This is a genomic window from Micromonospora haikouensis, assembly GCF_000876225.1.
Classification (GTDB): Bacteria; Actinomycetota; Actinomycetes; order Mycobacteriales; family Micromonosporaceae; genus Micromonospora; species Micromonospora haikouensis.
Genome location: NZ_JXSX01000002.1, coordinates 787,757 through 804,536, shown reverse-complemented (window position 1 = coordinate 804,536; position 16,780 = coordinate 787,757). Strand labels below are relative to the sequence as shown.

The 16,780-nt window shown below is 74.7% G+C and carries 15 protein-coding genes; 10 read left to right on the top strand and 5 right to left on the bottom strand.

Annotated features, from left to right (window positions below):
- Positions 1-42 precede the first annotated feature (42 nt).
- The 4 genes from TK50_RS20255 to TK50_RS20240 form a co-directional block, all read right to left on the bottom strand.
- Positions 43-666, bottom strand: a complete 624-nt coding sequence (locus tag TK50_RS20255) for a PadR family transcriptional regulator (protein ID WP_043965940.1) — start codon at positions 664-666, stop codon at positions 43-45.
- A complete protein-coding gene (locus TK50_RS20250) occupies positions 663-1,493 on the bottom strand; it encodes a DUF4097 family beta strand repeat-containing protein (protein WP_043965939.1) in 831 nt (276 codons plus the stop codon). The genes TK50_RS20255 and TK50_RS20250 overlap by 4 nt, the downstream gene beginning before the upstream one ends.
- A gap of 103 nt (positions 1,494-1,596) precedes the next feature.
- Positions 1,597-2,556 carry a lysophospholipid acyltransferase family protein gene (locus tag TK50_RS20245; RefSeq protein WP_043965938.1) on the bottom strand — a complete coding sequence of 320 codons (960 nt, stop codon included), beginning with the start codon at positions 2,554-2,556 and terminating at the stop codon, positions 1,597-1,599.
- The gene (locus TK50_RS20240) at positions 2,553-3,359 is read right to left on the bottom strand and encodes a GNAT family N-acetyltransferase (protein WP_043966581.1); all 807 of its coding nucleotides are present in this window, start codon (positions 3,357-3,359) and stop codon (positions 2,553-2,555) included. Before TK50_RS20240 ends, TK50_RS20245 begins: the two co-directional genes overlap by 4 nt.
- A gap of 225 nt (positions 3,360-3,584) precedes the next feature.
- Between TK50_RS20240 and TK50_RS20235 the strand changes: the two genes are divergently transcribed.
- From TK50_RS20235 to TK50_RS20205, 7 genes are all read left to right on the top strand, one after another.
- Positions 3,585-4,241 carry a hypothetical protein gene (locus TK50_RS20235; RefSeq protein ID WP_043965936.1) on the top strand — a complete coding sequence of 219 codons (657 nt, stop codon included), beginning with the start codon at positions 3,585-3,587 and terminating at the stop codon, positions 4,239-4,241.
- A 200-nt stretch (positions 4,242-4,441) separates the two neighbouring features.
- Positions 4,442-5,383 carry an ABC transporter ATP-binding protein gene (locus TK50_RS20230; RefSeq protein ID WP_043965934.1) on the top strand — a complete coding sequence of 314 codons (942 nt, stop codon included), beginning with the start codon at positions 4,442-4,444 and terminating at the stop codon, positions 5,381-5,383.
- Positions 5,380-6,204, top strand: a complete 825-nt coding sequence (locus TK50_RS20225) for an ABC transporter permease (protein ID WP_043965932.1) — start codon at positions 5,380-5,382, stop codon at positions 6,202-6,204. The genes TK50_RS20230 and TK50_RS20225 overlap by 4 nt, the downstream gene beginning before the upstream one ends.
- Before the next feature lie 266 nt (positions 6,205-6,470).
- Positions 6,471-10,247: a multifunctional oxoglutarate decarboxylase/oxoglutarate dehydrogenase thiamine pyrophosphate-binding subunit/dihydrolipoyllysine-residue succinyltransferase subunit gene (locus tag TK50_RS20220; RefSeq protein WP_043965930.1), complete on the top strand. Its 3,777-nt coding sequence runs from the start codon at positions 6,471-6,473 to the stop codon at positions 10,245-10,247.
- A 116-nt stretch (positions 10,248-10,363) separates the two neighbouring features.
- Positions 10,364-10,543 (top strand): DUF6104 family protein, encoded by a 180-nt coding sequence (locus tag TK50_RS20215; RefSeq protein ID WP_007072780.1) that lies wholly within the window; start codon positions 10,364-10,366, stop codon positions 10,541-10,543.
- A gap of 82 nt (positions 10,544-10,625) precedes the next feature.
- The gene (gene pta, locus TK50_RS20210) at positions 10,626-12,695 is read left to right on the top strand and encodes a phosphate acetyltransferase (RefSeq protein ID WP_043965927.1); all 2,070 of its coding nucleotides are present in this window, start codon (positions 10,626-10,628) and stop codon (positions 12,693-12,695) included.
- Complete coding sequence (locus TK50_RS20205) at positions 12,692-13,819, top strand: acetate kinase (protein ID WP_043965924.1); 1,128 nt, start codon at positions 12,692-12,694, stop codon at positions 13,817-13,819. Before pta ends, TK50_RS20205 begins: the two co-directional genes overlap by 4 nt.
- Positions 13,820-13,877: 58 nt before the next feature.
- On the opposite strand, the gene TK50_RS34490 is transcribed toward TK50_RS20205, so the two are convergent.
- Positions 13,878-14,051, bottom strand: a complete 174-nt coding sequence (locus tag TK50_RS34490; RefSeq protein WP_199486103.1) for a hypothetical protein — start codon at positions 14,049-14,051, stop codon at positions 13,878-13,880.
- 187 nt (positions 14,052-14,238) lie between these two features.
- Here TK50_RS34490 and TK50_RS20200 point away from each other — a divergent pair, with 187 nt between their 5' ends.
- The 3 genes from TK50_RS20200 (at position 14,239) to TK50_RS20190 (ending at position 16,773) form a co-directional block, all read left to right on the top strand.
- On the top strand, positions 14,239-15,132 hold the full coding sequence (locus TK50_RS20200; RefSeq protein ID WP_043966578.1) for an alpha/beta hydrolase family protein: 894 nt from the start codon (positions 14,239-14,241) through the stop codon (positions 15,130-15,132).
- Positions 15,133-15,172: 40 nt separating this feature from the next.
- On the top strand, positions 15,173-15,736 hold the full coding sequence (locus TK50_RS20195; protein ID WP_043965922.1) for a nucleotidyltransferase domain-containing protein: 564 nt from the start codon (positions 15,173-15,175) through the stop codon (positions 15,734-15,736).
- A 65-nt stretch (positions 15,737-15,801) separates the two neighbouring features.
- Positions 15,802-16,773 (top strand): alpha/beta hydrolase family protein, encoded by a 972-nt coding sequence (locus TK50_RS20190; protein ID WP_043965919.1) that lies wholly within the window; start codon positions 15,802-15,804, stop codon positions 16,771-16,773.
- Positions 16,774-16,780 lie beyond the last annotated feature (7 nt).

Below are 16,780 nucleotides of genomic sequence, written 5' to 3'. Positions count from 1 at the left end.
TGCTGGAAACTCCCTGAGAACTCGGAGCGGCCGGTCGCCGGCCTAGCGGAGCAGCCGGCGCAGCCCGTCCAGGGCGCCGTCGAGGACCCGGATCGCCGCGCGGAGCTGGACGTCGTCGAGCCGACCGGCCCGCGTCAACGCGTCGACCTCGACGGTGAACGCGGCCAACCGGTCGTCCAGCTCGGCCAGCAGCGGCGAGGAGCCGGTCGGGGTGGCGGACCGCGCCGGGCCCGGGGGCGGCGCGGCCTCCCACGGGGTACGCCGGAACTGCCGCGTCCGCCGGGTCGCCTCGCGCAGCTCCCGCTTGAGGTCGCGCACCGAGCCGCGTACCTCGGAACGGATCTCGCCGGCCAGGGCGGACAGGTCCGCCACCGAGGAGCTGATGTCGGACTCCAGGGCGGCCAGCTCGCCGGCCCGCTGGCGCAGCTCGGCCCGGCCCGCCTCGGTGATGTCGTAGACCTTGCGGCCACCGGCGGCGGTGTGGGTCACCCGCCCCTCGGCCTCCAGCCGCTGGAGCCGGGGGTAGATCGTGCCGGCGCTCGGCGCGTACAGGCCGAGGAAGCGGTCCTCCAGCAGCCGGATCAGCTCGTAGCCGTGCTTGGGGCCGTCGTCGAGGAGCTTGAGCAGGTAGAGCCGGAGCCGCCCGTGGCTGAACACGGTGGTCACGGCAGCTCCTCGGCGTCGTCGTCGACCGGGCGGGCGAGCAGCGCGATGCTGCCGGAGGTCGCGGACGCCCAGAGCCTACCCGCGCCGGTGCCGAGGACCCCCGCGCTGTCCCGTACGCCGCCGAGGCCACCCCCGCCGCGCACCTGGGGAAACCCGCTGGTGATCCGGCCTGCGGTGGTGTGCAGGCGGACGGCGAGGTCGCTGTCCTCGCGGACCCGGACGGTGATCGCGCCGGAGATCGTGCTCAGCTGGATCTCGCCGCCGCGCAGGTTGTCCAGGTCACAGGTGATCTCGCCGGAGACGGTGTGCGCGCGCACCGTGCCGGCGGTGCTGTCGGCGAGGACCACCTCCCCGGAGACGGTCTCCAGGCTCAGGTCCCCGGCCACCCCCAGGGCCTCCACCGGCCCGGAGACGATCTTCGCGGCGGTGCGTCCCCGCACGCCCATCAGGGTGATCCGGCCCGACGTGACGTCGGCGCGCGTCTCCCGGCGCAGGCCCGAGGCGACCAGCGGGCCGTCGATCAGCCGGAGGTCGGCCAGCACGTCGGCGGGTACGGCGATCGAGACGTCGGCCCGGAAGCGGCGACCGAGCCGGCCGAGCCACCAGCGCAGCCCGGGCGTCCTCGGGTGGCGTTCGTGCCGGACGGTCAGCACCCCGTCGCGCTGCTCGACGATCACGGGTCGGCTGCTGACCCGGGTGACGTCCACCCGGGCCGGGCCGTCCGCGGCGACGACGTTGAGCCGCCCGGTCACCAGCCGGACGTGCAGGGCGGTGACCGGCTCGTCGAGGCTGAGCCGCTGCGGGCGGTCGACGGTCCACCTGGGCATGCATCCTCCCGCCGGCAGGCGCGCCCCGGCGGCGCGCTCCTTCCGGGGAAAGACTAACGCGATACATCGCGACTGAACAAGACTGTCGCGTGTCGGAGGGACGTCAGGCAGCCAGGCCGACCTCCGGGCCGGCGGCCCGAGGCGACACGGGCGCGAGCGGCAGCACCGGGACGGCGGCCCGGGGCGGGACGGCTGGAGCGGCGGCCCGGGGCGGCACGAGGTGGACCGCCGACTCGGCCGCCCGGGCGAGCCGCCGCCGGTCCGCGTCCCGCCCCGGGTGCAGCGCGGCGGTGGCCGTGACCGTCACCGTGAGCCCCCGGGCCCCGAGGACCCGCCAGACCGACCGCCCGAGGCTCTCCGCGCCGAGGAAGGCGCCGACGGTCGTCGGCCCGCCGGCACGAGCGGAGGGAAGGCCGGGGGCGGGAGCGGCGGCGAGGTGGTAGCCGATCCGGACCGGGATGACCGGCGCGCCCGCGTCGACCGCCGCCTGGAACACGGCAGGACGGAACCCGCCGCCCGGCCGGCAGTCCAGGGCCGCGCCGCACCACGTCGTACCCTCGGGAAACACCGCGACCGGGTGACCGGCGCGCAGCACGGCGGCGACCCGGCGCACGGCGGCGGGCAGCGCCCGGGGGCGCGCCCGGTCCACGAAGAGGGTGCCCCCCGCGACGGCCAGCGGCCCGACCAGCGGCCAGCGGCGCACCTCGCGCTTGGCCAGGACCCGGGCCGGCGCCACGGCCAGCAGCGCGAGCACGTCCAGCCACGAGGCGTGGTTGGCCACCACGAGCGACGGCCGCCGGGGCAGCCGCCCCCGGGCCACCAGCCGCACGCCGAACGCCCGGGTCGTGCCCCGGGCCCAGCCGCGCAGCGCGGCCCGCCGCTCCCGGGCCGGCAGCACCGGCAGCAGCCCGGCCAGCAACGCGCCGGCCGCCAGCATCAGGAGTACGGCGGCCAGCCGCCCGAGCCGGCGGGCGACCGGGACGGCGGGGGTCTCCCCCGGGCCGGGCAGGCAGCCCGCGTCGCAGCCGGAGACCGGTCGCCAGAGGTCGCGGCGGGCGGTCACCGCTCGCCCCCGTCCCCGAGGAAGTGCCGCAGGTAGCGGGGGCTCATCCGGTCCAGCGAGAAGATCACGTAGAAGTCGGCGACCCGGAAGTCCGGGTCGTACGCCGGCTCGCCGGCCACCCAGGCGCCCAGGCGCAGGTACCCGCGCAGCAGCGGCGGCAGCGCGACCCGCCCGGCCGCGCGCGGGTCGCCGGGGGCGGTGGCGTGCGGGGCGGTGGCCCGCTGGTCGGCGGCTCGCGGCTCGGCCAGCCAGGGGCGCAGCGGCCGGACCCGCAGCGGCGGCGGGGCCAGGTGCCGGGCCCGGACGTGCTCCCAGACGCCGGCGGCGAGCAGCCCGCCGTCGTCGACTCCGACGGAGGCGCAGCCGCCCAGCCAGCGCGACCCGCGCAGGTGCAGGTAGCGGGTGATGCCGGTCCACATCAGGTTGATCACCGCGCCGGAGCGGTGCTCCGGGTGGACGCAGGACCGGCCGGCCTCGACCAGGACGTCCCGCAGCGGATCGAGCGGGGCGAGGTCGAACTCGGCCTCCGCGTACCGGCGCGGGGTCCGTCCGGGCGGCAGCAGCCGGTACGTCCCGACCACCGCGCCGGTGCGCTCCTCGCGGACGATCAGGTGGTCGCAGTAGGGGTCGAGGTCGTCGGCGTCCAGGCCGACCGGCCCGGGGCGCAGGGTGGCCCCGAGCTCGGTGGCGAAGACCTCGTGGCGCAGGCGCTGCGCGGCCGCGACCTGACGGGGGTCGTCGGCGATCGACACGGTGTATCCGCTGGTCGTCAGGGGAACGCCAGCGACGGGCAGAACAGCCATGAGCTCTGTGTAGGTGCCCCGGATGCCGCAAGCGGGGACGACCGGTGTCGATCCGGTGAACGCCACCGGGCGGACTTCCTCACCCCCCGGATCGCCCGCCCCGCGCACCGCGCCGGGCCGCCGGCCCGGCGGGGTGAGAAGGGGACCCTGCCATACCGCAGGCGTCAACAAGGGGTCCTTCCTTGCGCAGCGGGCGGCGTGCGAGGCTGCGCGGAGGAGGTACGCGTGATCATCCCCGCGAGATACAACGGGCCGCCCGGGTCGGGCAACGGCGGCTGGTGCGCCGGCGTCTTCGCCGGCGCGTCCGGGCTCGGCGGCGCCGTCGAGGTGACGCTGCGGCAGCCGCCGCCGCTGGAGACCCCGCTGACCCTCGACGGCGGCGAGGTGCACGACCCCGACGGCCGGCTGATCGCCCAGGTGCGCGGCGTCGACGAGGCGCCGGAGGCGGTGCCCCCGGTGGACCTCGACACGGCGCGGGCCGCCTCGGCGGCGTACCCGGGTCTGGTGGACCACCCGTTCCCCGGCTGCTTCGTCTGCGGGCCCGGCCGGGCCGACGGGCTGCGGATCTTCCCCGGTCGCCTGCCCGACGGGCGGACCGCCGCGCCGTTCACCGCCCCGGCCGAGGTGGGCGCGGCTACGGTGTGGGCGGCGCTGGACTGCCCTGGCGGCTGGGCGGTGATCGGCCCGGGCCGGCCGTACGTGCTGGGCCGGATGACCGCCGTGCTGGACGGGCTGCCGACGCCGGGCGACGAGTGCGTGGTGACGGGCGCGGCCGACGGCGTGTGGGGGCGCAAGGCGGTGGTCCGGACCAGCCTCTACGCCCCGGACGGCCGGCTGCTGGGCCGGGCCCTGGCCGCCTGGATCGCCCTGTCGGAGGCGTGACCGGGCGGGCCGGGAAGCGGTGCCCGGGCGGGACGATCTCGTCCCTGGGGAGGACCGGCTCCTGCCTGAGGTGGAGGCGGAGGTAGGTGTCGCGCCTGATTGACCTGGTTGCGCGGCCTTGCCAGGCTGTGCCACGGCGCGTGGAGCAACGGCGCCGCACACCTCGGCGCGCTCCGCGCGCCGTGCACGGGAGGAGAAAGATGTCTGACGGGCAGCGAAGCCCCACAACCGGCAGCGGTCAGATCGTGGTGTCCGGCCTGACGAAGCAGTACAAGAACGTCCGGGCGGTCGACAATCTGTCGTTCACGGTCGAACCGGGGCGGGTCACCGGCTTCCTCGGCCCGAACGGCGCCGGCAAGACCACCACGCTGCGCATGCTGCTGAACCTGGTCACCCCGACGGGCGGCACGGCGACCATCGGCGGCCAGCGGTACGCGGACCTGACCGACCCGCTGCGCCACGTCGGCGCGGTGCTGGAGGCGTCCAGCGCGCACAAGGGCCGCACCGGGATCAACCACCTGCGGGTGATCTGCGCGGCGGCCGGGCTGCCGAAGTCGCGCGCCGACGAGGCGCTCGCCCTGGTCGGGCTCACCCCGGCGGCGAAGCGCAAGTTCAAGGGCTACTCGCTGGGCATGAAGCAGCGCCTCGGCATCGCCGCCGCGATGCTCGGCGACCCCCGGGTGCTGATCCTCGACGAGCCGGCGAACGGGCTGGACCCCGAGGGCATCCGGTGGATGCGCGGCTTCCTCAAGGGGCTGGCCCACGAGGGCCGCACGGTGCTGGTCTCCAGCCACCTGCTGTCGGAGATGCAGCTGCTCGCCGACGACGTGGTGATCATCGCGGCCGGCAAGCTGGTCCGGCAGGGGCCGGTCGAGCAGGTGCTCGGCTCGATGGCGCAGGGCGGCGGCCGGGTGCGGGTGCGCACCCCGCAGGCCGACGAGCTGGTCGCGGCGCTGCGCGCGCAGTCGGCGACGGTGGAGACCGGCGAGCACGGCGTGCTGCTGGTCACCGGGGCGGACGCCCCGGCCATCGGCAAGGCCGCGCTGGCCGCCGGTGTGGAGCTGCACGAACTGACCCCGGAGCGACCCGACCTGGAACGGGTCTTCCTGGAGCTGACGGCCGGAAAGGCGGGCATCCGATGAACCTCGTCCGATCCGAGCTGCTCAAGATCCGCACCACCAACACGTGGTGGGTCTTCGGCCTCATCTCGCTGCCGCTGTGGGCCCTCACCGCGCTGATCAACTGGCTGCAGACCGACGCGCTGGCCAGCGGCAACTTCGGCGACGTGCCGGCCGACCAGGCCGACCAGGTGACGGCCGCGCAGTCCGTGGACAGCCTCGCGGCCAACATCTACACCAACGGGCAGTTCTTCGGGCTGCTCATCGTGATGCTGCTCGGCATCATCGTGGTGACCAGCGAGTTCTTCCACCAGACGGTGACCACCACGTTCCTCACCGTGCCGCACCGCACGGCGGTGATGACGGCCAAGCTGGTGGCGGCGGCCGTGCTGGCGATGCTGTTCTGGCTGGTCACCACCGGGCTCAACCTGGTGCTCGGCGTGCTGGTGCTCAACAGCGTCGACCTCGGCTCCCAGCTCGGCAACGGCGCGGTCTGGACGGCGACGGCGCTCAACGCGCTGGCGTACCTGCTCTGGTCGGTGCTGGGCGTCGGCATCGGCGTGCTGATCCGCAGCCAGATCGGCGCGACGGTCACCGGCATCCTGCTCTACCTGGGCGGCTCGATCGGCGCGGCCATCGCGATCAGCATCCTGGCCGCCCGTTGGGGCGAGTGGATCAACAACCTCCAGGTGCTGGTGCCCTCGCTGGCCTCGTCGTTGATGGTCAGCGGCACCCAGATCCCGGGCAACCCGCCGCGCTGGGCGGGCGCGGCGGTGCTGATCGGGTACGCCGTGGTGACCGGCGTGATCGGCACCCTCACCATGCGGCGGCGGGACATCTCCTGACCCGTGCGCAGTCGACGACCGGCCCCGGAGCGTGATCACGGATCGCGCCCGGGGCCGGCGCGGTTCCGGGCCGGAGTCAACGGGACACGCGGCGCTGACCGAACTTGTGTCATCTTCTGTGAAACCGACCACGCGCCCGAGCCGGAAATGCCTAGCGTATTCGTACGGCGTAGCCTGGGAGCCGTCCCCCGTCCGCCCCTCGCAATCGGGGCGTCGGAGGACACCGCGTGACACACAAACCCGCGTGAAAGAGGCGATTACCGGCCGTGTCGACCCAGCAGACTTCGCAGGAGAACCCACTGGCGGGTTTCGGCCCTAACGAGTGGCTCGTCGAGGAGATGTACCAGCGTTACCTCGCCGACCCGAGCAGCGTCGATTCGGCCTGGCACGACTTCTTCGCCGACTACCGCCCCGCGCCGGGCGCCGCCACAGCGCGCCCGGACGGCCAGGCAGCCAAGGCCGCCAAGGCCGCGCCGGAGCCGGCCGGGCAGCAGGAGGCCGCCGCCACCGTCGCCCAGCCGGCGACGCCGGCCGAGCCGGCCGCCGCGAAGGCCCCCGCGCCGAAGGCGGCCGCGTCCGCGGCACAGCCGGCGGCACAGCCGGCGGCGAAGCCCGCCACGAAGCCGGCGCCCGCCAAGGCCGCGAAGGCCGAGCCGGCCGCGAAGGCGGCGGCGAAGCCGACGGTGTCCGGCCCGCAGACCACCCCGCTGCGCGGCGTCGCCGCGAAGATCGTCCAGAACATGGACGCCTCGCTGAGCGTGCCGACCGCGACGAGCGTGCGCGCCGTCCCGGCCAAGCTGCTGGTGGACAACCGCATCGTGATCAACAACCACCTCGCCCGGGGGCGCGGCGGCAAGGTCAGCTTCACCCACCTGATCGGGTACGCGATGGTCCGGGCGCTCGTCGAGCACCCGGAGATGAACAACTCCTTCGCCGAGGTCGACGGCAAGCCGGCGATGGTCCGCCCCGAGCACGTCAACCTGGGCATCGCGATCGACCTGGCCAAGCCCGACGGCAGCCGCAACCTGGTGGTGCCGTCCATCAAGGGCTGCGAGACGATGGACTTCCGGCAGTTCTGGCAGGCGTACGAGGACGTGGTCCGGCGCGCCCGCCGCAACGAGCTGACCATGGAGGACTACTCGGGCACCACGATCTCGCTGACCAACCCGGGCGGCATCGGCACGGTGCACTCGATCCCGCGCCTGATGACGGGGCAGAGCGCCATCATCGGCGTCGGCGCGATGGAGTACCCGGCGCCCTACCAGGGGATGAGCGAGGCCACCCTCGCCGAGCTGGCCGTCAGCAAGATCATCACGCTGACCAGCACGTACGACCACCGGATCATCCAGGGCGCGCAGTCCGGCGAGTTCCTCAAGGTCATGCACGAGCTGCTGCTCGGCGAGCACGGCTTCTACGACCAGATCTTCACCTCGCTGCGCATCCCGTACGAGCCGGTGCGCTGGATGCAGGACGTGGCCGTCAACTCCGAGGGCCAGATCAACAAGACCGCGCGGGTGCACGAGCTGATCCACGCGTACCGGGTGCGCGGCCACCTGATGGCCGACACCGACCCGCTGGAGTTCAAGATCCGCAAGCACCCGGACCTGGACGTCCTCCAGCACGGGCTGACCCTGTGGGACCTGGACCGCGTCTTCCCGGTCAACGGCTTCGCCGGCAAGCAGCGGATGAAGCTGCGCGACATCCTCGGCGTCCTGCGCGACTCCTACTGCCGCCGGGTCGGCGTGGAGTACATGCACATCCAGGACCCGGAGGAGCGGCGCTGGATCCAGGAGCGGATCGAGCGCAAGTACGAGAAGCCCACCTCCGACGAGCAGAAGCACGTGCTCAACCGGCTCAACGCCGCCGAGGCGTTCGAGACCTTCCTGCAGACGAAGTACGTGGGCCAGAAGCGCTTCTCGCTGGAGGGCGGCGAGTCGCTGATCCCGCTGCTCGGCGAGGTGCTGGAGTCCTCCGCCGAGGCGGGGCTCGACGAGGTCGTCATCGGCATGGCCCACCGGGGCCGGCTCAACGTGCTGGCCAACATCGTCGGCAAGCCGTACGAGAAGATCTTCTCGGAGTTCGAGGGGCACCTCGACCCGCGCTCGACGCAGGGCTCGGGCGACGTGAAATACCACCTCGGCCAGAACGGCAAGTTCACCACCCCCGACGGCGAGCACTCCGTCAAGGTGTCGGTGGTGGCCAACCCGTCGCACCTGGAGGCCGTCGACCCGGTGCTGGAGGGCATCGTCCGGGCCAAGCAGGACCGGATCGACCTCAAGCTGGAGGGCTACACGGTGCTGCCGCTGGCGGTGCACGGTGACGCCGCCTTCGCCGGCCAGGGCGTGGTCGCCGAGACGCTCAACCTGTCGCAGCTGCGCGGCTACCGCACCGGCGGCACGGTGCACGTGGTGGTCAACAACCAGGTGGGCTTCACCACCGCCCCCGAGCACTCCCGGTCCAGCCTCTACAGCACCGACGTGGCCCGGATGATCGAGGCCCCGATCCTGCACGTCAACGGCGACGACCCCGAGGCCGTGGTCCGGGTCGCCCGGCTGGCGTTCGAGTACCGGCAGGCGTTCAACAAGGACGTCGTGATCGACATGGTCTGCTACCGCCGGCGCGGGCACAACGAGGGCGACGACCCGTCGATGTCCAACCCGCAGATGTACAAGATCATCGACTCGAAGCGGTCGGTCCGCAAGCTCTACACCGAGGAGCTGATCGGCCGGGGCGACATCACCGTGGAGGACGCGGAGGAGCTGCTGCGCGACTACCAGGCGCAGCTGGAGCGGGTCTTCAAGGCCACCCGCGACGCCGCCTCCGCGCCGAAGCAGGCGGCCAGGCCGCGCCGCGAGGAGGAGCCGGAGCCGCAGGTGGCGACCGCCACCACGGCCGAGGTCGTCAAGGCCGTCGGCGAGGCGCACACCAACCTGCCGGAAGGCTTCACCCCGCACAAGCGGATCCAGCAGCTGCTCGACCGGCGGGCGAAGATGTCCGTCGAGGGCAACATCGACTGGGGGTACGGCGAGATCATCGCGTTCGGCGCGCTGCTGCACGACGGGGTCACCGTCCGGCTCGCCGGGCAGGACTCCCGCCGGGGCACGTTCGTGCAGCGGCACGCCTCGGTGGTGGACGCCCGCACCGGCGACGACTACCTGCCGCTGAAGTCGCTCACCGCCGACGGCGAGCGGTCCCGGTTCTTCGTGCACGACTCCCTGCTGTCGGAGTACGCGGCGATGGGCTTCGAGTACGGCTACTCGGTGGAGAACGTCAACGCGCTGGTCTGCTGGGAGGCCCAGTTCGGCGACTTCGTCAACGGCGCGCAGTCGGTGATCGACGAGTTCATCTCCTCCGGCGAGGTGAAGTGGGGCCAGCGCTCCGCCGTCACCCTGCTGCTGCCGCACGGCCACGAGGGCCAGGGCCCGGACCACACGTCCGGCCGCCCGGAGCGGTTCCTCCAGCTCTGCGCCGAGGACAACATGCGGGTGGCCATGCCGACCACCCCGGCGAACTACTTCCACCTGCTGCGCCGCCAGGCCCTGTCGCCGAAGCGCAAGCCGCTGGTGGTGTTCACGCCGAAGTCGCTGCTGCGGCACAAGCTCTGCGTGTCGGGCGTGGAGGACTTCACCACGGGCACCTTCGCCCCGGTGCTGGCCGACACCGCCGCCCCGCCCGCCGAGCAGGTGAAGCGGGTGCTGCTCTGCTCGGGCAAGGTCTACTACGACCTGTTCCAGGCTCGGGCGGAGCGCGGCGTCACCGACACCGCGATCGTCCGGATGGAGCAGCTCTACCCGCTGCCCGTCGAGGAGATCCGGGCCGCCCTGGCGCAGTACCCGAACGCCGAGGACTTCGCCTGGGTGCAGGAGGAGCCAGCCAACCAGGGCGCGTGGAGCTTCGTCGCGCTCAACCTGCTGGAGCACCTCAGCGAGGTCCGGCTGCGCCGCATCTCCCGCCCCGCCGCCGCCGCGCCGGCCGTCGGCTCGGCGAAGATGCACGAGGTCGAGCAGAACGCGCTGATCGAGGCGGCCCTGCCCCGCCCGTGACCTGACCGCACCGCCGCGCGCCGGGGCAGCGACCGTCACCACGACGGGCGCTGCCCCGCTCGCATCCCTGACCGCACGACCCGGCCCCGGGCCGGCACAACCGATGAGGACGCACGATGTACTTCACCGACCGTGGCATCGAGGAACTGGTCGAGCGGCGGGGCGAGGAGCAGGTGAGCGTGGAGTGGCTGGGCGAGCGCCTGCGCGACTTCGTGGACCTGAACCCCGAGTTCGAGACGCCGATCGAGCGCTTCGCCACCTGGCTGGCCCGGCTGGACGACCCCGACGACGACTGACCTCGGCGACGCGCGGCCAGCCCCCGCCGGCCCGGGTCCAAGGACCCGGGCGGCCTTGGGCGCGATCTTGTAGCGTGGGGGCGTGGCCCGGAGCGTGTATCTGACCAGCGTCGGTTCCGGCGGGGGCAAGTCGACCATCGCGCTCGGCCTCGCCGAGCTGCTCTCCCGGCAGGTCGAACGGATCGGCGCGTTCCGGCCGCTGGTCCCCGGGCGGGGGCCCGACCAGATCCTCGCCCTGCTCAGCGAGCGCTACCGCATCGAGATTCCGGTCGACGAGCTGCACGGCTGCAGCTACGCCGAGGCGGGCGCGCTGGTCGCCGACGGCCGCCGGGAGGAGCTGATCTCCCGGATCGTCGAGCGGTACCGCGACGTCGAACGGCGCTGCCCCGCGGTGGTCGTGGTGGGCAGCGACTTCGCCGACGGCGGCGACGGCGCGGGCCCCCGCGAGCTGGCGTTCAACGCCCGGCTGGCCACCGAGTTCGGCAGCGTCGTGGTGCCCGTCGTCGACGGCTTCGGGCAGCAGCCGGAGGCGATCGCGGCGGCGGCGCGCGGGGCGTACCACGATCTGGTGGACCTCGGCGCGACGGTGCTGGCGGTGATCGCCAACCGGGTGCCGGGGCCGATGACGCTGCCCGAGCTGCCCGTCCCCGCGTACGCGATCCCGGAGGTGCCGGCCGTGTCGGCGCCGACGGTGGCCGAGGTGGCGGCGGCGCTCGGCGCGACCCTGCTGGCCGGCGACGACGCCGCGCTCGGCCGCGACGTGCTCGACTACGTCGTCGGCGCGGCGCACGTGCCGACGCTGCTGGACCACCTCACCGAGGGCGCGCTGGTGATCACCCCGGCCGACCGGGCGGACCTGCTGGTGGCGGCCAGCGCCGCGCACGTCGCCGGCCAGGTCTCCGTCGCCGGGCTGGTGCTCACCCTCGGCGAGCGGCCCGACCCGAGGGCGATGCGCCTCGTCGAGGGGCTCAACACCGGGCTCGCGGTGCTCTCCGTGGGCAGCGACAGCTACGACACGGTCGCCGCGTCCAGCCGGATCGAGGGGCGGCCCAGCATGGCCCACCCGCGCAAGGTCGAGGCCGCGCTCGGCGCGTTCGAGGACTGCGTCGACACCGTCGACCTCGCCCGCCGGCTGCGGGTCAGCCGCTCCGCGCGGGTCACCCCGCTGATGTTCGAGTACGACCTGATCGACCGGGCCCGCTCCAACCGCCGCCGCCTCGTCCTGCCCGAGGGGGCGGAGGAGCGGATCCTGCGCGCGGCGGAGATCCTGCTGCGCCGGGGCGTGGCCGACCTGACCCTGCTCGGCCGCCCCGACGACATCGCCCGGCGCACCCGGGAGCTGGGCGTCGACATCTCCGGGGCGGCCGTCGTCGACCCGGCGACCAGCCCGTGGCGCGACGAGTTCGCCGAGGCGTACGCGAAGCTGCGCGCCCACCGGGGCATGACCGCCGAGCTGGCCCACGACATCGTGGCGCAGCCCAACTACTTCGGCACGATGATGGTGCACACCGGGCACGCCGACGGGATGGTCTCCGGGGCCACCCACACCACCGCCGCGACCATCCGCCCCGCGTTCGAGATCATCCGCACGGTGCCCGGGGTGTCGGTGGCCTCCAGCGTGTTCTTCATGCTGCTCGCCGACCGGGTGCTCGTCTACGGCGACTGCGCCGTCAACCCCGACCCGGACGCCGCCCAGCTCGCCGACATCGCGATCTCCTCGGCCGACACCGCCGCCCGGTTCGGCATCGAACCCCGGGTGGCGATGCTGTCCTACTCGACCGGGGACTCCGGGGCCGGGGCCGACGTGGAGAAGGTCGCCGCCGCCACCCGCCTCGTCCGCGAGCGGCGGCCGGAGCTGCTGGTCGAGGGCCCCATCCAGTACGACGCGGCGATCGACCCGCACGTCGCGGCCACCAAGCTGCCCGACAGCGCCGTCGCCGGGCGGGCCACCGTGTTCATCTTCCCCGACCTCAACACGGGCAACAACACGTACAAGGCGGTGCAGCGCTCCGCCGGGGCGGTGGCCGTCGGCCCGGTCATGCAGGGCCTGCGCTGCCCCGTCAACGACCTGTCCCGGGGCGCGACCGTCCCCGACATCGTCAACACCGTCGCCATCACCGCCATCCAGGCCGCCGCCGGGGAGTCCTCATGAGTCGGGTGCTCGTCCTCAACTGCGGCTCCTCGTCGGTGAAGTACCGGCTCTACGACGGCGACGAGGTCCTGGCGAAGGGCACCGTCGAGCGGGTCGGCGAGCCCGGCGGCGGGCCCGCCGACCACGAGACGGCCGTCCGGGAGATCCTCGACCGGCTCGGCCCGGACGGGCTCGCCGGGCTGACCGCCGTGGGGCACCGGGTGGTGCACGGCGGGCGGCGCTTCACCGAACCGGTGCTGGTCGACGACGCCGTGTTCGCGGCGATCGAGGAACTCGTGCCGCTCGCCCCGCTGCACAACCCCGCCAACCTGGCCGGCATCCGGGTCGCCCGCGAGGCGCTGCCCGGGGTGCCGCAGGTCGCCGTCTTCGACACCGCGTTCCACCACACCCTGCCCGAGGCCGCCGCCACCTACGCGATCGACCGGGACACCGCCCGCAGGTACGACATCCGCCGGTACGGCTTCCACGGCACCTCCCACGCGTACGTCTCCCGGCGCACCGCCGAGCTGCTGGGCCGGCCGTACGACGAGCTGAACACGATCACCCTGCACCTGGGCAACGGGGCGAGCGCCTGCGCCGTACAGGGCGGGCGCAGCGTGGCCACCTCGATGGGGATGTCCCCGCTGGAGGGCCTCGTGATGGGCACCCGCAGCGGCGACCTCGACCCGACGATCGTCTTCCACCTGCGCCGCGAGGCCGGCATGGGCGTCGACGAGATCGACGACCTGCTCAACCACCGCAGCGGCCTGCTCGGCCTCGCCGGGGTCAACGACATGCGCGAGGTGCTGGCCCGCCGCGCCGCCGGTGACCCGGCCGCCGCGCTCGCCTTCGACGTCTACACCCGCCGGATCACCGGCTACGTCGGGGCGTACTACGCGCTGCTCGGCCGGGTGGACGCGGTCACCTTCACCGCCGGGGTGGGCGAGCACGCGGCGCCGGTGCGGGCCGCCGCGCTGGCCGGCCTGGAGCGGCTCGGCATCGCCGTCGACCCGGCGCGCAACGACGGCAGCGGCGACCGGGTGATCTCCCCGGCGGGCGCGGAGGTCGCCGTCTGCGTCGTCGGCACCGACGAGGAACGCGAGATCGCCCGCGAGGCCCGCGCCGTGGCCGAGGCCACGGGCTGAGGCGGTCAGCCCGGCCCGGCCTCCGCCCGGCTGCAGCCCAGCCCGTCTCCGCCGGGCTTCAGCCCAGCGCGAGCCAGGCGACGACGGCCACCAGCAGCACCACGGCCACCGCGATTCCGGCGACCAGCGGAACCCGGGACGCCGGGGCGGCCGGGGCCGCGCCCTCCGGTGCGTGGGCGAACGCCCGGAACTGCTCTGTGTTGCCGCTCGGGTCCACGTACTTGTCAGACATGGCCAGACCCTAGCCAAGACGGTCCACCCCGCGCCCGCCCGACCGGGCGGCACGCCGCAGGACCGCCGGATCGGCGGAGCCACCCCGACCGGGTGGCGTCGCCCACCGGTCCGGACGGCGGGGCCGCCGTGCACCGCCGGCCGCCTACCGTGAGGGCGTGTGGGTACGCCGGCTGGTCGCCGCGACGATGACGGCGCTGCTGGCCGGCTGCGGCACGGCCACCGCCGCCCCGGGGCCCCGCAGCACCCCGTCGGCCGGCCCCGCCCCGGCGACGGCGTACCCGGTCGGGGTGCACACCTTCACCCTCGACCCGGGCGGCGCGCGCCCGCTGCCGGTGACCGTCTGGTATCCGGCCGCCCGGGGCGGGGTGGCCCCCGGCCGGTTCCCCGTCGTCGTGTTCAGTCACGGGCTGGACAGCCTGCCCGCCCTGCACGCCCCGCTGACCAGCCGGTGGGCCGCCGCCGGCTTCGTGGTCGCCGCGCCCGCGTACCCGCACACCCGGCGTGGGGCGGCCCGGTTCACCCGCGCCGACGTGCGCCACCAGCCGGCCGACGGGTGGCGGCTGATCCGGCACCTGGTGCGCCTCGACACCCGCCGGGGCGACCCGCTCGCCGGTCACCTGGACGTCGCCCGGTTCGCCGCTGCCGGCCACTCGGCGGGCGGCTTCACCACCGCCGGGATGCTCACCTCCGGGCACCCGCCCCGGCTGCGGGCGGGCATCGTGCTCGCCGGGGGCGGCCTGGCCGGGGCGTTCGCCGGGCCGACCGCGCCGGTGCTGTTCGTGCACGGCGACGCCGACCCGGTCGTCGGGGTGGCCGTCGGCCGGGCCGCGTACGCCCGCACACCCGGCCCGGCCGGGTTCCTCACCGTCACCGGGGGCGACCACGGCACCTACCTGACCCCGGGCCGCCCCGGCTTCGCCCAGGTCCTCGCCACCACCACGGACTTCCTGCGCTGGGCGCTGTACGGCGACCGGGCCGCCCTGCGCCGCCTCCCCACGGACGCCACCCTCCCCACCCACTGGAGTTGCAAGGAAGGGCCCCCTGTCAACGCTTTCTGCACAGGGAGGGCCCCCTTCTGACACTCGCGCGGGGGCACGCACCGGGCGCTACCGTCGCAGCGTGGGCGGGGACGGCGAGCGGGGCGGGCGGGACGGGCTGGCAGCGCGGCAGCTCGCGGCGATCGCGGAGACGGTCACCGTGGCCCGGGTGGTCGGGGTCGCGCTGTGGCTACGGGGCGGGTGGGCGATGGACTTCGTCCTCGGCGAGGTGACCCGGCCGCACGTCGACGTCGACTGGTACTGCTGGCGCGACGACGCCGACCGGCTCGCCGAGGCGCTGGGCGGACGGGGCTGGCGGGTCGACCCCCGGCTGCCGGTCGACGTGCAGCTCGAACTCGTCCGGGGCGACGTGGAGCTGAGCGTCGCCTACCTGAGCCGGGACGCGGCGGGGCAGGTGGTGGTGGGCGCCGGACCGTGGGCCGGCACACCGCTGCCGGCGGGGATGCTCGACGCGCCGCCCGGCCGCATCGGCGACCTGACCGCGCCGGTCGTCTCCGTCGCCGCGCAGATCGAGTTCAAGGAGATGTTCCCCGTCTGGATGCCGGACCGGCCACGCCGCCCGAAGGACGCCGCCGACCTCACCCGGCTCCGGGCAGCCCACCCGCCGCCCCGTCGCCCGGGGTGAGCGCGCCCTGACCTGCGGTGCGATGCGGGCCGGTGCTCCGCCTCCGGCGAGGCACAATCGGTTTCATGTGCCGCCGCCGTCGTACCGCCGCCCTGCTGGCCACCGCCCTGCTCGCCGCCGGCCTGGCGGGCTGCTCGGGTGGCGCGGAGCCCGCCTGGCGCGAGGCCGCCCCGCCGCAGGCGCCGAAGGCGACCACCCCGGCCCCGCGCGTGCCCGCCGGCAGCGCGCCGAGCGAGAGCTTCGCCGTCGGCGTACGTCAGCTCAAGCTCAACCGCGACGGCGACCGCCCGCTGCCGGTGACGATCTGGTACCCGGCCCGGGGCACGGCGGGCGGGACGCCGCAGCGGTCCGCGACGGCCGCGACGGGCCGCTTCCCCGTGGTGATGTTCAGCCACGGCCTCAACGGGCGGCCCGACGACTACGAGCTGCTGCTCACCCGCTGGGCGGCGGCCGGGTTCGTGGTGGCCGCGCCGGCCTTCCCGCACACCGCGCGGGGCACCGACACCAACGTGCTGGACGTGCTGAACCAGCCGGCCGACGTGTCGTACGCGCTGACCCGGGTGCTCGCCCTGGACGCGAAGGCCGGCGACCCGCTGCGTGGCCGGCTCGCCACGGACCGGGTGGCGGCGGCGGGGCACTCGGCGGGCGGGGTGACCACGATCGGCCTGTTCACCGCCGGCCGGGACGACCGGCTGGACGCGGGGGTGGTCTTCGCCGGCACCTGCCTGGGCGTGGGCACCGCCTTCGCGGGGGCCGCCGCCCCGCAGTTGTTCGTGCACGGGAAGGCCGACGAGGTGGTCGACTACGCGTCGGGCAAGGCCGCGTACGACAAGGTGCCCTGGCCGAAGGCGATGCTCAGCCTGCCGAAGGGCGACCACGGGCGGGCCCTGCTCACCGACGGCGCGGCCCTGCGGGTGGTCTCGGACACCTGCGTCGAGTTCCTGCGCTGGACCCTGTACGGGGACGCGGCGGCGAAGCGCCGGCTGCCGGACGAGGCCACCCGCGGCGGCGTGGCCACCCTCGACGACCGCCTGTGACGGCGGC